This window comes from Oscillospiraceae bacterium CM (assembly GCA_022870705.1).
Lineage (GTDB): Bacteria > Bacillota > Clostridia > Oscillospirales > Oscillospiraceae > Sporobacter.
In genome coordinates this window covers 2,057,124-2,078,753 of sequence record CP072107.1, presented here as the reverse complement: position 1 = coordinate 2,078,753, position 21,630 = coordinate 2,057,124, and the positions used below count along the sequence as shown (strand labels likewise).

The 21,630-nt window shown below is 53.4% G+C and carries 14 protein-coding genes and 2 tRNA genes; 2 read left to right on the top strand and 14 right to left on the bottom strand.

Going from position 1 to position 21,630, the window contains the following annotated elements; translation table 11 throughout:
- Nucleotides 1-28: 28 nt before the first annotated feature.
- The 8 genes from IZU99_10205 to secA all read right to left on the bottom strand — a co-directional run bounded on the left by IZU99_10205 (nt 29) and on the right by secA (nt 11,287).
- The gene (locus tag IZU99_10205) at nt 29-994 is read right to left on the bottom strand and encodes an SH3 domain-containing protein (protein ID UOO37600.1); all 966 of its coding nucleotides are present in this window, start codon (nt 992-994) and stop codon (nt 29-31) included.
- A 26-nt stretch (nt 995-1,020) separates the two neighbouring features.
- A complete protein-coding gene (locus IZU99_10200) occupies nt 1,021-1,317 on the bottom strand; it encodes a hypothetical protein (protein UOO37599.1) in 297 nt (98 codons plus the stop codon).
- 224 nt (nt 1,318-1,541) lie between these two features.
- On the bottom strand, nt 1,542-1,784 hold the full coding sequence (locus IZU99_10195; protein ID UOO37598.1) for an IreB family regulatory phosphoprotein: 243 nt from the start codon (nt 1,782-1,784) through the stop codon (nt 1,542-1,544).
- Between the two features lie 140 nt (nt 1,785-1,924).
- Entirely contained in the window at nt 1,925-2,320 is a 396-nt protein-coding gene (gene cdd / locus IZU99_10190; protein ID UOO37597.1) for a cytidine deaminase, read from the bottom strand.
- 61 nt (nt 2,321-2,381) lie between these two features.
- Nucleotides 2,382-6,080, bottom strand: coding sequence for a phosphoribosylformylglycinamidine synthase (locus IZU99_10185; protein UOO37596.1), 3,699 nt, complete (start codon nt 6,078-6,080; stop codon nt 2,382-2,384).
- An 18-nt stretch (nt 6,081-6,098) separates the two neighbouring features.
- Complete coding sequence (locus tag IZU99_10180) at nt 6,099-7,691, bottom strand: ABC transporter substrate-binding protein (protein UOO37595.1); 1,593 nt, start codon at nt 7,689-7,691, stop codon at nt 6,099-6,101.
- Complete coding sequence (gene pgeF, locus IZU99_10175) at nt 7,688-8,494, bottom strand: peptidoglycan editing factor PgeF (GenBank protein ID UOO37594.1); 807 nt, start codon at nt 8,492-8,494, stop codon at nt 7,688-7,690. Before pgeF ends, IZU99_10180 begins: the two co-directional genes overlap by 4 nt.
- A 3-nt stretch (nt 8,495-8,497) precedes the next feature.
- Entirely contained in the window at nt 8,498-11,287 is a 2,790-nt protein-coding gene (gene secA, locus IZU99_10170; GenBank protein ID UOO37593.1) for a preprotein translocase subunit SecA, read from the bottom strand.
- A gap of 322 nt (nt 11,288-11,609) precedes the next feature.
- On the opposite strand from secA, the gene IZU99_10165 reads away from it, so the two are divergent.
- Nucleotides 11,610-11,685: transfer RNA gene (locus tag IZU99_10165), tRNA-Thr, on the top strand.
- Between the two features lie 26 nt (nt 11,686-11,711).
- Nucleotides 11,712-11,796, top strand: a tRNA-Tyr gene (locus IZU99_10160).
- 254 nt (nt 11,797-12,050) lie between these two features.
- Here IZU99_10160 and IZU99_10155 read toward each other — a convergent pair.
- From IZU99_10155 to IZU99_10130, 6 genes are all read right to left on the bottom strand, one after another.
- Nucleotides 12,051-12,593, bottom strand: coding sequence for a DUF4256 domain-containing protein (locus IZU99_10155; GenBank protein ID UOO37592.1), 543 nt, complete (start codon nt 12,591-12,593; stop codon nt 12,051-12,053).
- Nucleotides 12,594-12,714: 121 nt separating this feature from the next.
- A complete protein-coding gene (gene cadA, locus IZU99_10150; protein UOO37591.1) occupies nt 12,715-14,883 on the bottom strand; it encodes a cadmium-translocating P-type ATPase in 2,169 nt (722 codons plus the stop codon).
- A gap of 34 nt (nt 14,884-14,917) precedes the next feature.
- Complete coding sequence (locus IZU99_10145; GenBank protein UOO37590.1) at nt 14,918-15,283, bottom strand: helix-turn-helix transcriptional regulator; 366 nt, start codon at nt 15,281-15,283, stop codon at nt 14,918-14,920.
- Nucleotides 15,284-15,476: 193 nt separating this feature from the next.
- The gene (locus IZU99_10140; protein UOO38814.1) at nt 15,477-19,439 is read right to left on the bottom strand and encodes a PolC-type DNA polymerase III; all 3,963 of its coding nucleotides are present in this window, start codon (nt 19,437-19,439) and stop codon (nt 15,477-15,479) included.
- A gap of 47 nt (nt 19,440-19,486) precedes the next feature.
- Nucleotides 19,487-20,551, bottom strand: a complete 1,065-nt coding sequence (gene ispG, locus IZU99_10135; protein ID UOO37589.1) for a flavodoxin-dependent (E)-4-hydroxy-3-methylbut-2-enyl-diphosphate synthase — start codon at nt 20,549-20,551, stop codon at nt 19,487-19,489.
- Nucleotides 20,544-21,608: a site-2 protease family protein gene (locus tag IZU99_10130; protein ID UOO37588.1), complete on the bottom strand. Its 1,065-nt coding sequence runs from the start codon at nt 21,606-21,608 to the stop codon at nt 20,544-20,546. Before IZU99_10130 ends, ispG begins: the two co-directional genes overlap by 8 nt.
- Nucleotides 21,609-21,630: the final 22 nt, after the last annotated feature.

The following is a 21,630-nucleotide window of genomic DNA, read 5'->3' as shown; positions in this document are numbered from 1 at the left end:
TTAATTCATAAATTCGGAAACGTTTAGGTTAAGACATCACGCGTTTAGCGCCGTACCAGACACGCGTGTAATAGGCGCTGTCAAGGCTAGAGATAACGACGCCGATTTTGGGCGTTGAGGCATGGACGAATTTGTTGTTGCCGATGTAAATCCCAACGTGCGTCACGCTGTGCCCGCCGTTTGAGGAGAAGAAGACAAGGTCACCCGGCTGCAGGTCTGCTTTCTTTACGGACGTGCCGTCATTTTTAAACTGGCTCGATGCCGTCCTGTTGACATTATAATCAAAATGACGGAAAACGTAGTAAACAAGACCGGAGCAGTCAAAACCGGACGAAGGAGACGCGCCGCCATAAACATAGTTGTAACCGACATACTGCGTGGCAAAGTCAACAAGAACCTGGCGGGCCGAGAGCTGCTCGGAGGAAAGCTGCGTCACTGTGACGTTGTTGGCACCTGTCTGAGCCGCGGCGGTTGTGCCGGACGGCGTAGGCGTTGCTGAAGGCGTCGCCACAATGCTCACAAAATCAGAGCGGATATAACCCGTTTTACCGCTATATTTGACTTTATACCAGCCGTTATTGATGCCTATGACACTGACGACCGTGGCGTTCTTGCAGCTGCACAGTAAAGTTCCCGATGTTGAGGGTGTTGCGCGCATGGAGACGCTGTCACCTGTAACGCTGCCGGTTGCATTAAAATTTTCCGCTTTTAAAACGTTCGACAGATACATCGTCGCGACGTACCCGGCGGTCCCGTTATAATTGACGTGGTACCAGTCGCTGCTCGTCTGCTCGAGAACGACCACCCTTTCGTTATGTGCAACGGTTGCAACGATTGGATATGACGTGTCCGGCCCCGAGCGAATGTTGAGACTGGAGGCGGAAACGGTCGCTGCACCATAGGCAATGCTGCCGGCTGCGGCTGTTATGTATTGTGCTGTTAACAGGACCGATAAGACCATCAGCACGGCGAAAAGCTTCTTGAATAATCGCAAAACACATCACACCTTTCCGATTGCGCTTATTTTGAATTCAATGCCCTGTCAAGCCAGACGGCGGCAACATCTATTGCCGCATACAAGCTATTTTTCTCGCTTTTTTTAACGACCCTGTCACGTGACTTTAAATCGGGATCCGTGAGCTGCAGCTGCACGATGATTTTCGTCGCCACGTCCATATCTTTAACCTTTTTCGTTTCCGTGACCTGAAGCATGATTATATATTTATCGGACATGCTGCCGTAATAAATGAGATTATCCTTGCGTCTGAGCGGATGACCTTTATACTCTAAAACTGATTCTGCCGTAGCTGTGGACATACTTCGCCCCCTTTCTATGATTGTAACGGAATTGTAACACATTGTTTCCCAGCTGTCAATATAAAAAGCACCAATTCCGGTCAATATAGACAATGTCACTGTCAAAGCATGATATGATTGGTATAAATTATACAATAAGGACATAAATGCCGCCTGAAAAGATAAAAAGACAGCCAATGACGTGTCATCGGCTGTCTTAAAATGTGATGAAGATTGCGGCCAGGTTATTTTTCCAGATAGAATTTAACGAGCTCTTGCAGGAGCTCGTCCCTGTCGAGACGACAGATGAGGCTGCGGGCGTTGTTATAATTTGTAATATAGGTGGGGTCTTCAGATAAAATATAGCCGACAATCTGGTTGACCGGATTGTAGCCTTTAACACGCAGTGATTCATAAACCGAGGAGAGTATTTCGCGTGTCTCGGTTCTTGTTGTCACGACATCAAATTTTCTCGTATATCCGTCCATCACGATGCCCTCCTTATGCATAATCAAATGCGCTCACGATAGATACACAACAATATTATAACAAATTTTAGCAGTGTGTAAAGCCGATTGTGTTACAATTTCATGACAAATACCACAAGATGCTAGCAAATAGAACAAAATTACATGTCCATCTGCTCTTTGCCAAACGGCTCCGGCAGCAAGGCCGTCAGCGGATAGCTGACGTACCGCCCGTCCGAACGCGAGCAAAGCACTTCAATCCGCGGCGAGAATTCCCACAAAACCTGACGGCAGGTGCCGCATGGGAAGCAATAGGCGTTCGTATCAGCATAGATGGCAATGCGCTTAAAGCTACGGTGACCGGCGCTGACGGCACTGGCAACGGCGGCTCGTTCAGCACAAAGTGTACACTCCAGCGCGGCGTTTTCAATTTTGCTGCCGGTAAAAACAGTGCCGTCTTCACACTCCAGTGCGGCTCCGACGGCAAAACGTGAGTAAGGGGCATAAGCGTTTTTCACGGCATTGGCAGCTTTTTCAATCAAATTTCTGTCTGTCATGGCGTCCTCCCGTTCCGGAATAACCGGTACTCATAGAAAAATGCCGTTTCGCCCGCGGTATTTAGATAAAGTAACGAACACCGCTTTCGAAAATAGGCTGATGCTTATTGCCGAGGATGTTTTTCGCGACATATGTGTTGCGGCGCTCGGTATGCGCCATCTTGCCAAAAACGCGCCCGTCAGGGCTTGTAATGCCCTCAACGGCCATAACTGAACTGTTCGGGTTTACAAGAATGTCCATCGACGGCGTGCCGGAAGCATCGCAGTACTGCGTGGCGAGCTGCCCGCTGGCAAGCAAGCCCTTTATCGTCTCATTAGAGGCAACAAAGCGCCCCTCGCCGTGGGAAACGGGAATCGCATGCACGTCATCTACTTGGCAGAGGTTCATCCATGGCGAGTGCACGGACGCGACACGCGTATAAACGTATCTGGACTGGTGACGGCCAATCAGGTTGTAAGTCAGCGTCGGGCAAGCCGCGTCCGTCTGCCGGATTTCACCGAAGGGAACGAGCCCGAGTTTGATGAGTGCTTGAAAACCATTGCAGATGCCGAGCATGAGACCATCACGGTTGTACAAAAGATCATGGACGGCATCCGTTATGCGCGGATTTTTGTAAAAGGCCGTAATAAATTTCGCAGACCCGTCCGGCTCGTCGCCACCGGAAAAACCGCCGGGCAGAATAATTATCTGGCTGTTCCGGATCGCCTTTTCAACAGCGTCAACAGACTCTTCCAAAAAAGATGACGTTAAGTTGCGAACCAGTCTTGTGTCAGCAATACCGCCGGCGGCGATCACGGCACGGGCTGTATCAATTTCACAGTTGGTGCCGGGAAAAGCGGTGATGACCACGCGCGGCTTGGCAAACGATTGCTTTGGCGTGAGAAGGCACTTGTCTCGAAAACTGACAGCTGGAACAGACGCCGTTTCACCGGTTTTCGTTTTAAAAACGTCCTCAAGTGTCTGTTCCCAGTGCACACATAAGGGCTGAAGCTCAATCGTTTCAGCCGCAAAAACGAGTGCATGGGTATCGGAAACGCGACCAAGAGGCAGAGCCCTGTCGACAGGGCCGGTCACTTCCGCAATAATTGATCCAACAGGCGCTGAAAAAAGGGTATCGCTGTCTAAGCCCAAGTCCGCCGTTAAGCCGAGTTGATTGCCGAGTGCCATTTTAAAGAGACCTTCGGCAATACCGCCACTTGTGACGGCCCAAGCTGAGACAATAACGCCGCGCCCGGCTAGCTGATGGACGGTTTTCCAAACTTGTTTCGTTTCGGAAAGCGTCCGCCCGGCTTTGAAGAGGACAACGGCATTCCCGGGCTGCTTGAATTCAGGGGATAGGACGCGCGACGCGTCATTCGGCGCGATGGCAAATGAAATGAGAGACGGCGGCACGTCAAGCTCGTTAAAGGAGCCGGACATGCTGTCTTTGCCGCCGATGGCGGCAAGCTCCAAGTCCATCTGCGCTTCTAAGGCACCGAGAAGGGCGGACAGCGGTTTGCCCCAACGGACAGCGTCGTGCCGCAGGCGCTCAAAATACTCCTGAAACGAAAGATAAACGGCGTCGGGGTCGCACCCGGCCGCAACAAGCTTGGCGACTGAGGTCACAACAGCAGTTTTAGCCCCTTCAAAGGGGTTTTGCGCAGACAAAAACGGGTCAAAACCGAAGGACATGGCAGAACAAGTCGATGTCTGCCCAGAAAAAGCAGGCAGGAGCGCCGCCATCACCTGCGTCGGTGTGCGCTGCGTTTTGCCGCCAAATGGCATTAAGACGCTGCCGGCCCCGATAGAGCTGTCAAAGCGCTCAATCAGGCCGCGCTGGGAGCAGGCGTTCAAGCTGCCGACAAGCGCTAGAAAGCGTTCGCCTAGGGCTGCACTAGATGAATCGGCTTGCTCCGCCGGAAGCGGCGGCACAACGGCCGAGATATGCTTTTCAGAGCCGTTGGACGCCAGAAATTCACGGCTTAAATCGGCAATCACCTTGCCCTCAAAGCGCATGACAAGGCGGGGAGATTCGGTCACCTCAGCGACGACGTAAGCTTCGAGATTCTCCTGGGCTGCTTTTTCAATAAAAGCTGAGACATTTTCCGGTGCCACAACGACCGCCATGCGTTCCTGTGACTCGGAAATGGCAATTTCCGTACCGGTTAAGCCGTCGTATTTTTTCCGGACACGGGAAAGGTCAATCGACAGACCGTCGGCCAGTTCGCCGATGGCAACCGAAACGCCGCCCGCGCCAAAATCGTTGCAGCGCTTGATCATGGCCGTGACAGCCGGGTCAAGAAACAGGCGCTGGATTTTGCGCTCTTCCGGCGCGTTGCCCTTTTGAACCTCCGAAGCCATCGTGACAAGGGAGGCATCGTTGTGCGTCTTGGAGGACCCCGTCGCGCCACCGATACCGTCGCGGCCTGTCCGGCCGCCAAGCAGCAAAACCTGATCGCCGGGGGCGGGCGTCAGGCGAACAACGTCCTTCGCCCGAACGGCACCGACAACGGCACCAATCTCCATGCGTTTGGCGACATAGCCGGGGTGATAGTACTCGTGAACAAGCCCGGTTGCCAGGCCGATTTGATTACCATAGGAAGAATAGCCCTGTGCGGCTGTCACCGTCAGCTTACGCTGCGGGAGTTTGCCGGGCAGCGTGTCCATAAGCGCAACGCGCGGGTCGCCGGAGCCTGTTACGCGCATGGCCTGATAAACATAGGCTCTGCCGGAGAGCGGGTCGCGGATGGCGCCGCCGATGCACGTTGCAGCACCGCCAAAAGGCTCAATTTCGGTCGGGTGGTTATGTGTTTCATTTTTGAACATCAGCAGCCAGTCTTCCGTTTCACCGTTGACTGTCGCATCGACATGAATGGAGCAGGCGTTGATCTCATCAGAGACGTCGATATTTTTCAAAAGGCCGCGCTTGGCAAGCGCTTTGGCCGCGATGGTCGCGATGTCCATCAGCGTTTCAGGGCGCTTGGCCGCGTTGTCGCCATAAACCTCGTTTCGGAGGTCTTTGTATCTGGTATAGGCGCGGGAAACGGCCTCGTCCTCAATCTTGATATCGTCAAAATGTGTGCCGAAGGTTGTGTGGCGGCAGTGGTCGGACCAGTATGTGTCAATCAGCCTGATTTCCGTCTCGGTCGGGTCGCGCTGCTCAGTCCGGCGGAAATAGGCCTGCATAAAGCGCAGATCGTCCATGTCCATAGCCAGCCCAAAGGTGTCATGCAGGCGCGAAAGCACTGCATCGTCGGCGTCAATAAAACCGCTCACAACGCCCACGGGTGCCGGAACAATCGTTTCCTGATACAGTGTTTCAGGTTTTTCAAGACCGGCACGGCGCGTTTCAACAGGGTTAATGAGATAATCAGACAGGCGGTTTTTATCTGTTTCGTTGAGAGTACCGACAAACACATAGATTTTTGCCGCTTTGACGGCAGGCCGGTCAAGGCATGTGAGCATTTGGATGCACTGCGCGCAGGAATCGGCGCGCTGGTCAAACTGCCCGGGGAGGGCCTCGACGCCTAGAACCCAGTATTCGCCGGTAAAAGCGGGCAACGCTTCGTCATAACAATCGTCAACCTGCGGCTCGGAAAAGACAGTGCCGTGCGCTTTATTATAGATATCTTCCGTTATACCTTCAACGTCGTATCGGTTAAAAATTCGAACGGCCTGAAGGTCTTTTAAACCGAGAAAATCGCGCAGGTCGACGGAAAGGCCTTGAGCTTCAATATCATAGCCGGGCCTTTTTTCTGTGTAGCATCTGTAGACGTGCATAGTTGCCCCTTCCCCTGGTCAGCTGAGATTGATTTTCCAAGACGTCAGCCCATAAAAAATATCGGACTGCGTCGGGTTTAAACCGCTTATAACATTTCTGTTGGCGTGGACGGTATATTGCCTGTATAAAATCGGGATGATCGGATCGGTTGAATCGACATAAGCGCACAGCTGTGCGGCCGCCGTTTTTTCAGTTTCCTCGTCCGACGCGGCCAATAATGCGTTGATTCGCGTCTGGCAGGCCGTTGTCCCGGCGTGGCCGTAATCAACCGAACCGCCGGGTGCCAATAGCGCGGAAAGGTCATTATCGGCGGGCAGATAGACATCGCCGTAATACATATCAAAATTACCGTTTTTTAAAGCCTCGACATAAGCGCTCCAAGAAAGCGGCTTGAGCTCAACATTGATGCCGACCTTCTTAAGCGAATCGACGACCTGTTGGGCTGCGGCGACCTTGTAGCTGTTATCACCGTTGACGATGAAGGTGAGCTTAAAGGGAACAAGCGTATTGCCAGAGCTCGGGAATTCAAGGAAACCGTCTGTATCGTCATCACGCATCCCGAGCGATGAGAAAATGCTGGACAGCTCGCTGAGCGTATCGGTAATCTGCGGCTCCCAAGCCGTATCGTAAAACTTATAATTCGGGCTTAAAATAAGCGGTGCGGCAAGGGCATGGCCGTTGTAAACGGCGCTCACGATGCTTTTTCGGTCAATAATAAGCGAAAAAGCGTTGCGGATTTTCGCGTTTGACAAGACGCGGTTATGCAGGTTAAAGCCGACATACTGCAAAATTGTCGTATTATAATAGCGAATTTCATGGTCGTTTAAAATGTTGATTTCTGAGGCGTCAGCCGGATCGTCCCAGAACATGTCGACGGTTTGCGAGGAAAATTCAACCGACAGGTCTGAGTTCGTGCAGTCCTTTAAATAGATCTCAGAAACAGGAATTTTAGCGGCATCGCGATATGTGGTAAGGGCGACGAGATGCGCCGAGCCAGTATCATCATAGTAATAGGGGCCAGAGCCCGCCGGGTGGGTGCTGTTGATAGCGCCGCTCTTAATAATCGGCACGTCTAAAAGCTCTGGCAGCTTATAATTTGCTTTTGTGAGCGTGATCTTCAGCGTGAGGGCGTCAACTGTTGAGATGCCTGAAAGAGCCCCAAAGCGACCGGCAAAACGGCCGAGTTGACTGGCCCAGTTTAGTGAATACTTGACGTCGGCCGCGTTGAGTGTTGACCCGTCACTCATGGCGACGCCGGATTTTAGCTTGATGGTATATGTTTTGCCGTCGGATGATGTTGAAAAGCTGTCACATAGGACGGACTCGGCTTCCATTTTGTCATTCAGAACAAAGAGCCCCTCATACATCAGCGGTGCCAGCGCCATATTATCCGGCGAAGTTCCCGTAATTGGATTGAGCGTTTGGCCCGCGTTATACCGAACCGTGAAGACGTGGTCGGAGGCATTTGAAGCGCCCGCCGTTACGCCGGGGGAGGCGCTGGACGCCGGATCGTCTGATGATTTGGATGATGACGCACAGGAAGACAGCGTCGCCGCCAAAAGGGCGCCGACAAGCAGCAGGGCAAGCGATTTTTTAAAATGCCGTTTCAATGAGCGCTTCCTTTCAGCATGATCACGGTGGCCTGACTGCCCCGCTGTCCCTTCGTGACACGGTGGGACCAGTATTTTGTGTTGGCGCAGGCCGTGCATTCCGGCGAAACGTCGATATTTTCCGCCTTTAACCCCGCGCGGCGTAAAAGAAACGTGTTAATACCTTTCAAGTCGACGTTAAACATGCCGTCATCTGCTCGGATGAAATTAGACGCGGCTGGGCCGAGAAGGGCTGAAACAGCGACGGTGACATCTTTCCCCGTTTCAAAGCAGCATTGAGAAATACAAGGCCCGATGGCCGCCCGGAGATTTTCCGGGTGCGTCCCGAAACTCGCGGCCATTTTCCGGACGGCCGCACCGGCAATGTCTGCCGTCGTCCCGCGCCAGCCCGCATGAACGGCACCGACGGCGTACTCTTGGGGGTCAAATAGTAACATCGGGACACAATCCGCCGTGAAGATAACGAGCGGCACGTTTATGGCCGCCGTGACGAGCCCGTCAGCCTCAAACGGGACAGGCTGGAACACATCCACGCGGTCTTCTTTTGTGACAAGGCGAACCTCGGCCCCATGCACCTGCCGGGAAAAGACAAAGCCGCCGGCTGGAAGGCCAAGGGATGCGGCAAGGAGCTGATAGTTTTCCCGGACGGCAGCCGGGTCATCCCCGACATTCTGCCCGAGATTCAACGATGCGTGAATACCGTGGCTGACACCGCCGCCGCGCGTTGTAAAGGCATGGGTGACAGGTAGAAGCGACGACGTCATAAAAGGGATACCGCCCGCGCTTTTCTCTGCAAATGACATAATTTAGTCGTTTCTGCCGCAGCAGTCCTTATACTTCATCGGTAAACCGTTTGAGCGTTTTTTGCCGCAGGGGCAGGGGTCGTTCCGGCCAATTTTTGCGCCTTTTTTAACCGGCTGCTGTTTGACGGAATCGTCGCCTCCGGCGTTTTCAACCGCGCTGGCGTTTTTAGAAACGCTCTTGCGTTCCAGCGTCTGCTCTTTTTTGACGCGCGCGACAAATATCCGGCGGACGACTTCTTCCTTGATGCCGCCGATCATGGCCTCAAACATGTCGTAGCCCTCGCGCTTATATTCGTCAACAGGGTTTGTCTGCCCGTAGGCCCGGAGACGGACGCCGTCTCGAAGCTCTTCCATAGCGTCAATATGCTCCATCCAGTATTCGTCAACAACACGCAGCATGATGACGCGTTCGAGCTCACGCATGAGCAGCGCGTCTGTCCCCGGCAGGAGACCAAGATCCTTTTCCTTTGCCTCATAGGCGGCAATGGCTTTATCATATAAAAGGTCACGAAGCTCGTCGCGGCTGATTTTCTTTGTTTCAGACAGCTGCGGTAGGTCACCTTTATTTAAAAACAGCTGTTCATACGGCTTGACAAGCTCGTCAAGTTCCGCCTGATCGGACAGGCTGCCATGCTCGCCGAAACTGCCGGCAAGCGTCGCGTCAATCACCTCGCCGATCATACCCTGCAGATTTGCCTTGATATCCTCGCCGTCAAGAACCTTGCGGCGCTGCTCATAGATGAGTGTGCGCTGCGTGTTCATGACGTCGTCATATTCCAAAACGTGCTTGCGCGACTGGAAGTTACGGCTTTCAACCTTTTTCTGTGCCTGCTCAATCGCATTGGAGAGAATTTTCTGGTCGATGGGCGTGTCCTCGTCAAGGCCGAGAGAATCCATCATGCCCATAATGCGTTCGGAGCCGAACAAGCGCATAATATCGTCCGTCAAGGCGATATAAAACCGCGTTTCACCGGGGTCGCCCTGGCGGCCGGCGCGGCCGCGGAGCTGATTGTCAATTCGGCGGGACTCATGGCGCTCAGTGCCGAGAATGAACAGGCCGCCCGCCTCTTTCACTTTTTCGGCCTCGGCGCTTGTAACGGCTTTATGTTTTTCAAGACTTGATACGAAAAGATGGCGGGCTTCAAGAATGCGCTCGTCCTCTGTCTCGGCATAACCGGTGGCTTCGACAATAACTTCGTCTGAGATATTCGCTTTTTGCAAATCGTTTTTCGCCATATATTCGGCATTGCCGCCGAGCATAATGTCTGTACCGCGCCCGGCCATATTCGTTGCGATCGTGACAGCGCCGAGCTTTCCGGCCTGCGCGACAATTTCGGCCTCCTTCTCATGGTGCTTGGCGTTGAGAACATTATGCGGAACGCCGCGCTTTTTCAGCATGGCGGATAAGAGCTCGCTCTTTTCAATAGAGACGGTGCCGACAAGGACAGGCTGGCCTTTTTTATGGCAGTCGTCAATCTGATTGATGATAGCCTTATACTTGCCGTTTTCAGTTTTGTAAATGACATCAGGGTTGTCAATACGCAAAAGCGGGCGGTTTGTTGGAATTTCGATGATATCAAGATTATAAATAGCGCCGAACTCCTCTTCCTCGGTCAGCGCCGTACCGGTCATGCCGGAGAGCTTGTCATACAGGCGGAAATAGTTCTGAAAGGTGATCGTGGCAAGGGTTTTACTCTCATGGGCGACCTTGACGTGCTCCTTGGCCTCGATAGCCTGATGTAGGCCCTCGTTATAACGGCGCCCGAACATCAAACGGCCGGTGAATTCGTCGACAATGATGACCTCACCGTCCTTGACAACGTAGTCAACATCGCGTTGCATAATGCCGTGGGCTTTGACGGCCTGATTGATGTGGTGGGAAAGCGTGTTGTTTTCAAGGTCTGATAGATTTTCAAGCCCGAAATACTGTTCGGCCTTAGCGATGCCATTGGCCGTCAGCGTCGCGGTTCGGGCTTTTTCGTCGACGACGTAATCCTCGTCAATATCCTCATCCTCCTGTGACTTCTCGTCGATGGAGGCATAGACTTTTTTCTTCAGCTTGCTGACAAACTCGTCAGCCTTTGTATACATATCCGTCGATTCGTCACCCTGACCGGAAATGATAAGCGGTGTTCTGGCCTCGTCGATCAAAATGGAGTCGACCTCGTCAACGATGGCAAAGGAATGGCCGCGCTGCACCATGTTTTGGCTGTAGAGCGCCATGTTGTCACGCAGGTAGTCAAAGCCCATTTCGTTGTTGGTACCGTAGGTGATGTCCGCCGCGTATGCCGCGCGCCGTTCCGGGCTTGACAAGCCGTGGACGATGAGGCCGACGGACAGACCCATAAACCGGTGGACCTTGCCCATCCAATCGCTGTCACGCCGGGCGAGATAATCGTTGACGGTGACTATGTGGACGCCGTTGCCGGCAAGCGCGTTTAAGTAGGAGGGCAAAACAGCGACGAGCGTTTTGCCTTCACCGGTTTTCATCTCGGCAATTCGGCCCTGATGGAGGACGATGCCGCCGATGAGCTGGACCTTATACGGCCTGAGACCTAAAACGCGGTCGGCAGCCTCTCGCACGGCGGCAAATGCCTCCGGCAGAATATCGTCAAGCGTTTCGCCGCTGCCAAGTCTTTCTTTAAATTCAGCCGTCTTGGCCTTTAAGGCCTCGTCTGACAGTTCTTTGTATTCCTCTTCATAAGACTCGATTTTAACAACAAGCGGGGCAATGGTTTTGAGCTCGCGCATACTGTGCGTGCCAAAAACTTTTGATACGAGTTCTTTAAACATATGACTGCCTTTCCTGCGGATAGAGTGTGATTTGGTTAACCAACGTATTATAGCATACACATATGAATAAAAAAAGAGATTCTTATAAAAAATGAGTAATCCAATGCTTATGGGATCGTATCAAGCAAAAAGGCTGGCAGCGGGGTGTTTTCGTCTGTAAAAATTAAGCAATATAAACGAAATATGGAACAGATGTTTGCTTATGATCCGGCATACATTTTTCTGATGCGAAAAATGGAGAAAGGAATCGGGTGGGTTAAAACTTTTTGTTGACAACACCGGGCTGTTTTGCTATCATTAACCTCACTGACGGCAAGGGTGTGCTGGTGTAGCTCAGCCGGTAGAGCAGCTGATTTGTAATCAGCAGGTCGGGGGTTCGAATCCGTCCACCAGCTCCATTTCGTCTTCCGTCCAAATTGAATATGGAGGAGTTCCCGAGTGGCCAAAGGGGGCAGACTGTAAATCTGTTGTCACCGACTTCGGTGGTTCGAATCCACCCTCCTCCACCAAATTAAAACACCGTTTTCATACAAGAAAGGCTGGCTCTTATGAGTCAGCCTTTCTTGTATATTTGGTTGAAAACCTTTTAGAATTAGGACTTTCAACGTATGGACATGGATTTTTCATCGCTGGGCTTAACGCTGGGAATATCTTCAGTGGTGATGCGCGGCATTATTTGTTTCGGAATATGCAACAAGCCGACAAAAACGGGCGAAGTCAATACATCGGCGTGGTACGCGGCATCATATTGTTTTTTTAGGCGCTAAACCCGCAAGCGGCCGCGAAACCCTCTACTGCTATAAAATGAGGGGGCGCCATTATGATAAACAAAGACATGGCCATATCGGCGATCGCCAAAAATTGCGCCGCCAAGCTTTCTGATGTCCTCCGGTGTCATCAGCCAGCTTGAGGTTTTCGTATCAAAATTTCCTTGTTTCTGTAATTGCTTATACTGCTCTTGCGTCAAAAGCTCAATACCCATGGAAGCGGCCATATCTATGGCATTGCCCTTTGGAAAAACCCCTTTTTCAATCCGCTCCTGCTGGCCAATACCATCATAACAAACATTGCGCCGACCGATAGGACTTTCCGGTGAGCAATCATAAAAGATGTATTCACCGGTCGCGCCATCAAGCTCCAAAACATCCGGTTCGCCACCGGTACGCTCCATAGTTTCCAAGGAGCGAAGCTTTTCGGGGTAGAGTTGAAGTCTTTTCAGCATATCGGGCCAGTAAATGTTCTGGTGGCGATTCATATTTGCTTCAAAGCGGCTTTTTAGTATGCCGAGCAATTCCGTTTCTGTCATATTAACCCTCCTATGAACGATCTTGAATACCGCCTTGATGTCTAAACCAAACGCGTCGGCTCTGGTATGAAACGATATTTCCCTTTTTTTGAAACTTTACAGGTGATCGAACGCGCCGAACTCATTGTTCCAAACGCATGGCGCGCATGGCGTTTAAAATTGCAAGCAGTGCCACGCCGACGTCGCCAAACACGGCTTCCCACATAGTCGCAAACCCCAATGCCCCGAGAAGAAGGATGACGGCCTTCACCGAGAGTGCGAAAATAATGTTTTGCCAGACGATGGCCCGCGTCCGGCGCGCTATCCGGATTGCCGAAACGAGCTTTGAGGGTTCATCCGTCATCAGGACGATGTCGGCGGCCTCAATGGCGGCATCGGAGCCGAGCGCACCCATCGAAACACCGACGTCGGCCCGCGCGAGTACCGGGGCGTCGTTCACACCGTCTCCCACAAAAACGAGCGTTTTGCTTTTCTGCTTTTCCTGTTGCAGGGCTTCAAGCTGTGCCACCTTCTGCGCGGGAAGAAGGTCTGTCACCACCGCGTCCAAGCCGATGCTTGCGGCTATAGCCTCGCCGGAAGCCTTGACGTCACCTGTCAGCATAACCGTTTTTCGGACGCCGAGGGTTTTAAGGTCTTTGATGGTCTGCCGACTATCCGGCTTTAACGTGTCGGCGATGACGATAGACCCGGCGAAAACGCCGTCAACCGCCACATAAACGACGCTTCCCGGTACGGTGCTTACTTGCCAGTCAATTCCCGCCGACGCCATAAGCCTGCCATTGCCTGCGAGGACCTGCCTGCCGTCCACCGTGACGCGGACGCCGAGACCGGGGAGCTCTTCATGCGCCCCGACCCGTTCCGGGCGGACGGGTTGCCTGTAAGCTTTTTGAAGCGAGACGGCAATCGGATGATTTGAAAAGCTCTCGGCGTGCACGGCCATATCAAGTAGTGCCGCTTCCGACCAGCCGTTTGCACAGGTTGTTTCCGTCACGTCAAAAACGCCTTTCGTCAAGGTGCCTGTTTTATCGAAAACGACCGTATCGATGGTGTTGAGAGCCTCCAGATAGTTGCCGCCTTTAATCAAAATGCCGTTGCGGGAAGCGCCGCCGATCCCGCCGAAGTAGCTGAGCGGGATGGAGATGACAAGTGCGCACGGGCAGGAGACAACGAGAAAGACGAGCGCCCTGGAGAGCCAGTCATGGAACATCGCCCCGGGTATAATAAGCGGTGGAATAATGGCAAGCGCCAGCGCCGAGAAGACGACAAATGGCGTATAAAACCTGGCGAATTTTGTGATGAAGGTCTCTGTTGGCGCTTTTTTGCTGCCGGCGTTTTGCACGAGATCAAGGATTTTTGAAACGGTCGAATCGCCAAAGACTTTTGTAACCGCAATCGTCAGCAGGCCGTTTTGATTGACGGAGCCGGACAAAACGGCACTGCCTGGCTCAACGTCGCGAAACAGGGCTTCTCCCGTCAAGGCGGATGTATCAAGAGCCGAGCGGCCTTCAACAACGCGCCCGTCAAGCGGGATTTTTTCACCCGGCTTGACGACTATTAAATCGCCAACGGCAACGTCTTCCGGGGCGACACGACGAAGCGTGCCGTCAATTTTTAAATTTGCGGTATCTGGCCGGATGTCCATCAGCGCGGCGATGGAACGGCGGGAGCGCCTAACGGCGAGATGTTCAAATGCTTCACCCACCTGATAAAAAAGCATGACCGCTACACCCTCGGGGTATTGCCCGATGGCGAACGCACCAATTGTCGCGACGCTCATGAGAAAATTTTCGTCAAAGAAGTCGCCTTTCAGGATGTTTCTCAGCGCCCGGATAACGACCGTGCCGCCAATCAACACATAACTGATCAAAAAAAGCGCCAGTGCCGCCGTTTTGCTAGAATTTGCGAGGAGACCAGCGACAAAAAAACCGACCCCCGCCACAAAAGCTATTTGACGGACATGCATTTTTTTTGTCTCGTCGTTATCTGCCGCCTGTTTTTCGACGGACGATACGGTCACATCGGGCTCAATTGCATTGATGATGGAAGACGCCTGCCGGACGATGCCTGGCAGCGCCTTTTTGTCGGACACCGTGAGCGTCAACCGCTGCGCGGCAAAGTTTATTTCCGATGTCAAAACACCTGTAATGGCACTTGTCTGCGCCTCAATTTTTTGCGCGCAGTTATTGCAGCTCAGCCCATCCAAAATGAGAATATGCCGGCCGGGTCCCGTTGTTTTCTGGTCCATAGTCAGTCCCTCGTCTAAATCGATATAATAAAATAACCTGTTCATCTATACGCCGCATACAAAGCACGCGTTTGCAGCACTATTCGCAGATGTGTTGAAGTCCCTGATCAAAAATATGGCGAACATGATCGTCGGCTAGAGAATAAAAAATAATCTTACCGTCCCGATGGTAATTGACAAGCTTGGCTTGCTTTAGAATCCGAAGCTGATGGGAAATCGCCGACTTCGTCATTCCCAGCAGTACGGCGATATCGCACACGCACATCTCGGCGTTTAAAAGCGCGCAGAGAATTTTAACGCGCGTGGAGTCGCCGAACACTTTAAAAAGCTCGGAGAGATTCAGAAGACTGATTTCGTCGGGCAGCAGGGCGCGGACGTCGCTGACGACATCCTCGTGAATGGTGCTGCAATCGCACCGATCCATTTCGACCGTATAGGCGCACATGTTGAATTCCTCCAATAAAACCACAGTTGTTCAATTGTTCAACTATAGTATACATATGACGGCTCGTCATGTCAACAGAAAATGTGCTGCGGGGAGACGGGGGCGTAAAGCCGACCTTTACGTCAAAATGTTAAAAGAGACCGGCGCCGCCGGTCTCTTTTTGTCATCACGTAGAGGATTCTTTAGCAGAGTATTAGAACAGCGTCAGCTGGCTTGTCTCCGGCAGCACGCCAAGCGCGCCGAGGTTTTTCAGCTGCTCGATATGCGTTTTCGAAACTTTCGGGCAGCAGAGCGACAACTCTTCAATCGAGATAAACAGCCGCCCACCCCCGCGGCTTTTAACGAGATCGAACGCCGCCGTCTCGCCGAGGCCGCTGATGGCGACAAACGGGGGGCGGAGCTTCCCGTCTGTCGTGATGTTGAATTTAACGGCGTCCGATTCGTAAAGGTCAACCGCTGTAAATTCAAACCCACGCTGATAGAACTCGTAACAAGCCTCAAGTGTCGTTAAGAGGTCTTCTTCCTTGGCTTTGGCTTCCGGCAGGTTTTTGATCTCGCGGATTTTTGCCGAGACAACGTCAATCCCGCGCGTCATGAACTCAGCGTCGAAAGAGTCCTTCTGGCTGCGCCGGTAGAAATAGGCGCTATAAAAGGCCAGCGGCTCGTGGACCTTAAACCACGCTATGCGGAAAGCCATCATGACGTAGGCCACGGCGTGCGCTTTCGGGAATAGATATTTGATTTTTTTGCAGGATGTTATGTACCACCCGGGGACGCCGATGGCTGCCATTTTGTCCTCGGCCCCCTCCGGAAGGCCTTTGCCCTTTCGAACGCACTCCATAATTTTAAACGCCAGCTTTTCATCCATACCCTTGGAAATCAGGTAGAGCATAATATCGTCGCGACAGCCGATTGTCTCGCCGATGGTGGCTGTGCCGCTTAAGATAATATCCTTGGCGTTGCCGAGCCAAACGTCCGTCCCGTGAGAGAAGCCGGACAGACGGACGAGCGTATCAAACTTGTCCGGCTTCGTGTCAACCAGCATCTGTCGTGTAAAACCCGTGCCGAATTCCGGGATGCCGATCGAGCCCGTTTCACCGACGATATCGTCCCCCCGGGCAAGGCCGAGCGGTTCGGGCGATTTAAAAATCGCCATCGTTTCGGGGTCGTCAAGCGGAATTTCACGGGCGTCCACGCCCGTTAAGTCTTCCAGCATTTTAATCATCGTTGGGTCATCGTGGCCGAGCTCGTCAAGCTTTAAAAGGTTATCCTCCATGCAGTGATATTCAAAATGCGTTGTGATGATGCCGGTACCGCTGTCGTCTGCCGGGTGCTGTGCCGGGCAGAAATCGGTGATCTCCATATCCTGCGGAATGACGACGAGGCCCCCGGGGTGTTGGCCAGTCGTCCGCTTGACACCGACGCAGCCCTGCGCGAGACGGTTTTCTTCCGCGCGCGAAACGTGCTTCCCCAGCCCCTCTAAATATTTTTTGACGTAGCCAAAGGCTGTTTTTTCAGCGACTGTTCCAATGGTACCCGCCCTGAAAACATGGTCAGAGCCGAACAGCTCATTCGTATATTTGTGCGCATTTGCCTGATATTCGCCGGAAAAATTGAGGTCGATATCGGGAACTTTATCGCCCCCGAAACCAAGAAACGTCTCAAACGGAATGTCAAATCCGTCTTTTTTATAGATGTCACCGCAGATGGGGCAGACATTGTCTGGCATATCTGCGCCGCAGCCGTACCCTTTGCCGGCGTCGAAATCAGAATGGCCGCAATTGGCGCAGCGGTAGTGGGCTGGAAGTGCGTTGACCTCTGTTATACCCGAAAGGTAGGCGACGATCGATGAGCCGACGCTGCCGCGCGAGCCGACGAGATAGCCGTGCGCAAGCGAATCGGCCACAAGCCTCTGCGCGCTCATATAAATAACGTCGTAATGACGCTCTAAAATATCGCCCAATTCTGCCTCAACCCGTTTGAGAACGATTTCCGGCGGTTGAAGGCCGTAAAGCTCCCGCATCCGGTTTGTGACAATCGTTTTCAAATCATCGGCGCTGTTGTCAATTTTCGGCGCGAACAGCGTTTTGGCAGGCGGCAGCGGCCGAACGGGGTCACACCAGTCGGCAATAAGCCGCGTATTCGTTATGACGACGGCATACGCTGCCTCCTCGCCGAGGTATTGAAATTCCTCCAGCATCTCCGCCGTTGTTCGGAAATAGAGCGGCAGGTCGCGGTCGGCATCCTCAAAGCCTTTGGAAGACAGGAGGATGTGGCGGAAAACTTCCTGCTCTGGGTCAAGGAAGTGAACGTCACCCGTCGCGACGACCGGCTTGTTGAGTTCCTTGCCGAGCGCAACGATGCGGCGGTTGAAGTTGCGCAGATCCTCAACGTTTCCAGCCTTTGGCCTGTCTCCTGACAGCATGAAAAGATTATTGCAGATCGGCTGAATTTCTAGGTAATCATAAAAGGAAGCAAGACGGCGCTGCTCTAATCGGCCGTACCCGTCGGCAACGGCGCTGAAAACCTCGCCAGCCTCGCACGCCGAGCCGATGAGCAGACCATCCCGGTGTTCCAGAAGCGCGCTTTTCGGCATAATGGGATATCGGTTAAAAAACTCGAGATGGCTTTTCGTGATGAGCTTATAGAGGTTTTTGATGCCCGTCTGATTCTTTGCCAGAATCATGATGTGCTTTGGCTTAAACCGGCCCTTGACGGCGGCACCGGCGCGCGCCGCTTGGATATAAGGCCCGATTTGATCCATCGACTCAAGGCCGCCTTGGCGGAGGCGTTCAAACAATCGCGCGAGCACAAGACCCGCCGTAACCGCATCGTCGGACGCCCGATGATGGCGGAAATCAGGCAGACCCAAAAAGCCCGCCACCAGATTAAGGCGATGGCTTTTCAGCTGAGGCAAAAGCGCCCGCGCCAATGCCAGCGTGTCAAGATAAACAGGATCGAAGGCGATGCCGTATCGGCAGCAGGCCTCATCGATAAAGCCAATATCGAAGCTTGCGTTGTGTGCGGCCAGCGGCCGCGTGCCGGCAAAATCGAGAAAGGCGCGCACGGCCTCCTCCTGCGAGGGTGCCGTTAAAACGTCACTGTCTGAAATGCCGGTCAGCTGTGTGATGGCCGGGGGAATATGCCGACCGGGATTGACAAACGTTTGAAATCGCTTGAGCTCCGCGCCGTCTTTCATGATGACGGCCCCAATTTCCGTGATGGCGTCATTAAATGCCGACAGCCCTGTTGTCTCAATATCGAAAACAACGATCTCGGTATCGAGAGGGGCGCAGCAGTCGCCGAAGACGGCCGTCTTATCGTCAACATCGTTGATGTAATACCCTTCAACACCGTAAAGAACCTTAATTTTATCACCGGCGGCCTTCATCGCATCCGGAAACGACTGGACGACGCCGTGGTCGGTGATGGCCACAGCGGGGTGCCCCCACGCGATGGCCCGCCGGATAACGTCCGACGTATCGGTTAAGGCATCCATGGCAGACATTTTTGTATGCAGGTGGAGCTCAACGCGCTTTTCATCGGCCGTATCTGTGCGGCTTTCCTTTGACGCTGTTGCAATGCCTGTGGGCTCGAGCGTCAGCTCGCCGTCATACCGGTTAAAGCCGAGGACGCCCGAGACGGTGACGCTAAGGCCCTTTTTAATACGGCCGACAACATCCGCCGCGTTTTCGTCCGTCAAAAATTTCGAAACGCGGACAGAGCTTGTGTAGTCGGTTATATCAAAGCTTAAGACCCAGGCTTTGCGCTTTGGAATCTCGCGGGATTGGATATCAAAAATGTCGCCCCGAATCGTCACCTTGCCGAGGTCAAGCGTCACCTTTTCCATCGGGGTGATGCTGCCGCCGGGCTCGCGGCCATAGAGAAGTGCACTTTCGGGCTTCTTTTTTTCCGATTTTTTCTTGGAGGCTGTGCCGCCGATGCGGGGATAGACGGGCGTTACCAAAACGGCGGCGAGGCCGAAATCGGCTTTAATGCCGTCGGCGATCACGCCGAGATCAACGGGTGCAATCGGCTCCGGCAGCAGGAGCGTGATTTTCATCAGGCGTTTAGCCTTGTCCACCGAAGCCGAGACAACAAAGGTCTGGGCCAGCTTATCTGCCAAGGCTCCCGCGTTCTGAAGGCACGAGAACATCTCAAGAAAAGGTATCTGATTTTGCTCGCTCAACAGTCCTCTCCCTTTCAGTGTGCCGTTTGTTTTTCTTTCTCACAGTCATCGATGAGCGCCATCAACGCGTCGACAAGCGCTTCTTTCGGAACCTTTCGGACGATTTCACCTTTTTTGAACAAGACGCCTTCACCGTCGCCCCCGGCGATACCAACGTCGGCACGCCTGGCTTCTCCGGGGCCGTTGACGGCGCAACCCATCACAGCAACGGTCAGCTCGGTTTTCCGCCCGGAAAGCCGCCGCTCGACCTCCTCGGCAATCGATATGAGGTCTATCCGCGTCCGACCGCACGTCGGGCAGGAGATGAGCTCTACGCCGCCGCGGCGCAAGCCCAGTGCTTTTAGGATTTCAAGCCCGGCCTTCACCTCGCTCTCCGGCGGGGCGGTGAGGGAAACGCGAAGCGTATCGCCGATTCCTTCGGCCAAAAGCGCCCCGATGCCAACGGCGGATTTGACGAGCCCAGCATAAGCCGTCCCGGCCTCGGTGACGCCGAGATGGAGCGGGTATGCCGTTGCCTCGTGCAGGAGGCGGTAGGCATCAATCGTCAGCCGAACGTCAGATGCTTTGACAGAAATGCAGATATCGTCAAAGTCGAATTGATGTAGCAGCGCGACGTGGCGCAGGGCGCTCTCCAGCATTGCTTCGGCTGTCACGCCGCCATGGGCTTTCAGAATGTCTTTTTCAAGGCTGCCACCGTTGACGCCGATGCGGATGGGGATGCCCTTTTGGCGGCAGACGTCCGTCACCGCGCGGATGTTTTCATCAGAGCCGATGTTGCCGGGATTGATCCGGATTTTGTCAGCCCCCGATTCGGCGGCGGCAATGGCCAGCTGATAATCAAAATGAATATCGGCCACGAGCGGCAATGAAACGTCTTTTTTAATGGCCGCCAGGGCACGAGCCGACGAAAGATCGGGTACGGCAAGACGCACAACGTCACACCCGGCATCCGCCAGTCGCCCAATCTGTGCGACGGTGGCCGAAATATCGCTTGTTTTCGTGTTCGTCATGGACTGGACGGTAATCGGCGCACCGCCGCCAATCAAAACGCCCCCCACGCGAATTTGTTTTTTAACCATTAAACAACTTCACCACATCGTTAAACATCACAATCAGCATGAGCCCCATCAGCAGGACGAAACCGGCTGTGTGCACATACCCCTCATACTTCGGGTCAATATGCTTGCGGGTCAATTTCTCCACAACGAACGTGACGGCCATAAAAAAGATGCGGCCGCCGTCAAGCGCCGGAATGGGCAAGAGATTGAAAACGGCGAGGTTAATGGCGATAAACGCACAAAAGTAGGCGATGTCGGCAAGCCGTTCGGAAAGCGGAACAGACTGATTCTGCCCAACCTGATTGATGGCCGAGACAATCCCGACGGGGCCGGACAAATCCTTTAACCCGGCGCTGCCTGAAACGAGCATCGACAGGCTGACGCGGATGAGGCGGACGAAGTTCATCGTCTTGTACGCCGCGTATTTCACCTTCGCGCCCACTGTTGCCTCAATGGTGTTGAAAGTGACGCCGTAGCGCACGACCGTCTCGCCGTCCTGCGTGTATTCGCGCAAAACGAGCGGAAAATCGTTCCGTTGAATCGTCCGGCCGCCACGATTGATAACGAGGTCAACCGGCTTGTTGCTAGCAAGGCTCATAAAAACGGCAAAATCCTCTAAATAGTAAAGGCGCTCGCCGTTAATCGAGACGATCGTGTCACCCGGCAGGAGGCCTTCTTCCCCCTGCAGCGGGAAGCCGTCGGCCAGGCCTGTCAATGTTGTACCGCTGAAGCTTGAGGCCTGCGAAACGAGCAGGAAAATGACAAGCGCCCCGGCGAGAAAATTCATCAAAGCACCGGCAACAAGGATGATAAAGCGCTTCCAGCGTGGCTGCGCCGTGAACGAGCGTGTGTCGCCCGTTTCCGCATCCTCGCCCTCCATCAGGCAGGAGCCGCCGATGGGCAGTGCGCGCAGGGTATACAGCGTCTCACGGCCCTGCTTTTTAAAAAGCCGCGGGCCCATACCGACGGAGAATTCCAAGACTTTGACGTGAAAAGCCTTCGCTGCCGCGAAGTGACCTAGCTCGTGGATCACAATCAGCAGCCCGAAGGCGAGAATGGCAAGGATAATATACATCATTCACAACCCTTTCTGCGGGGGA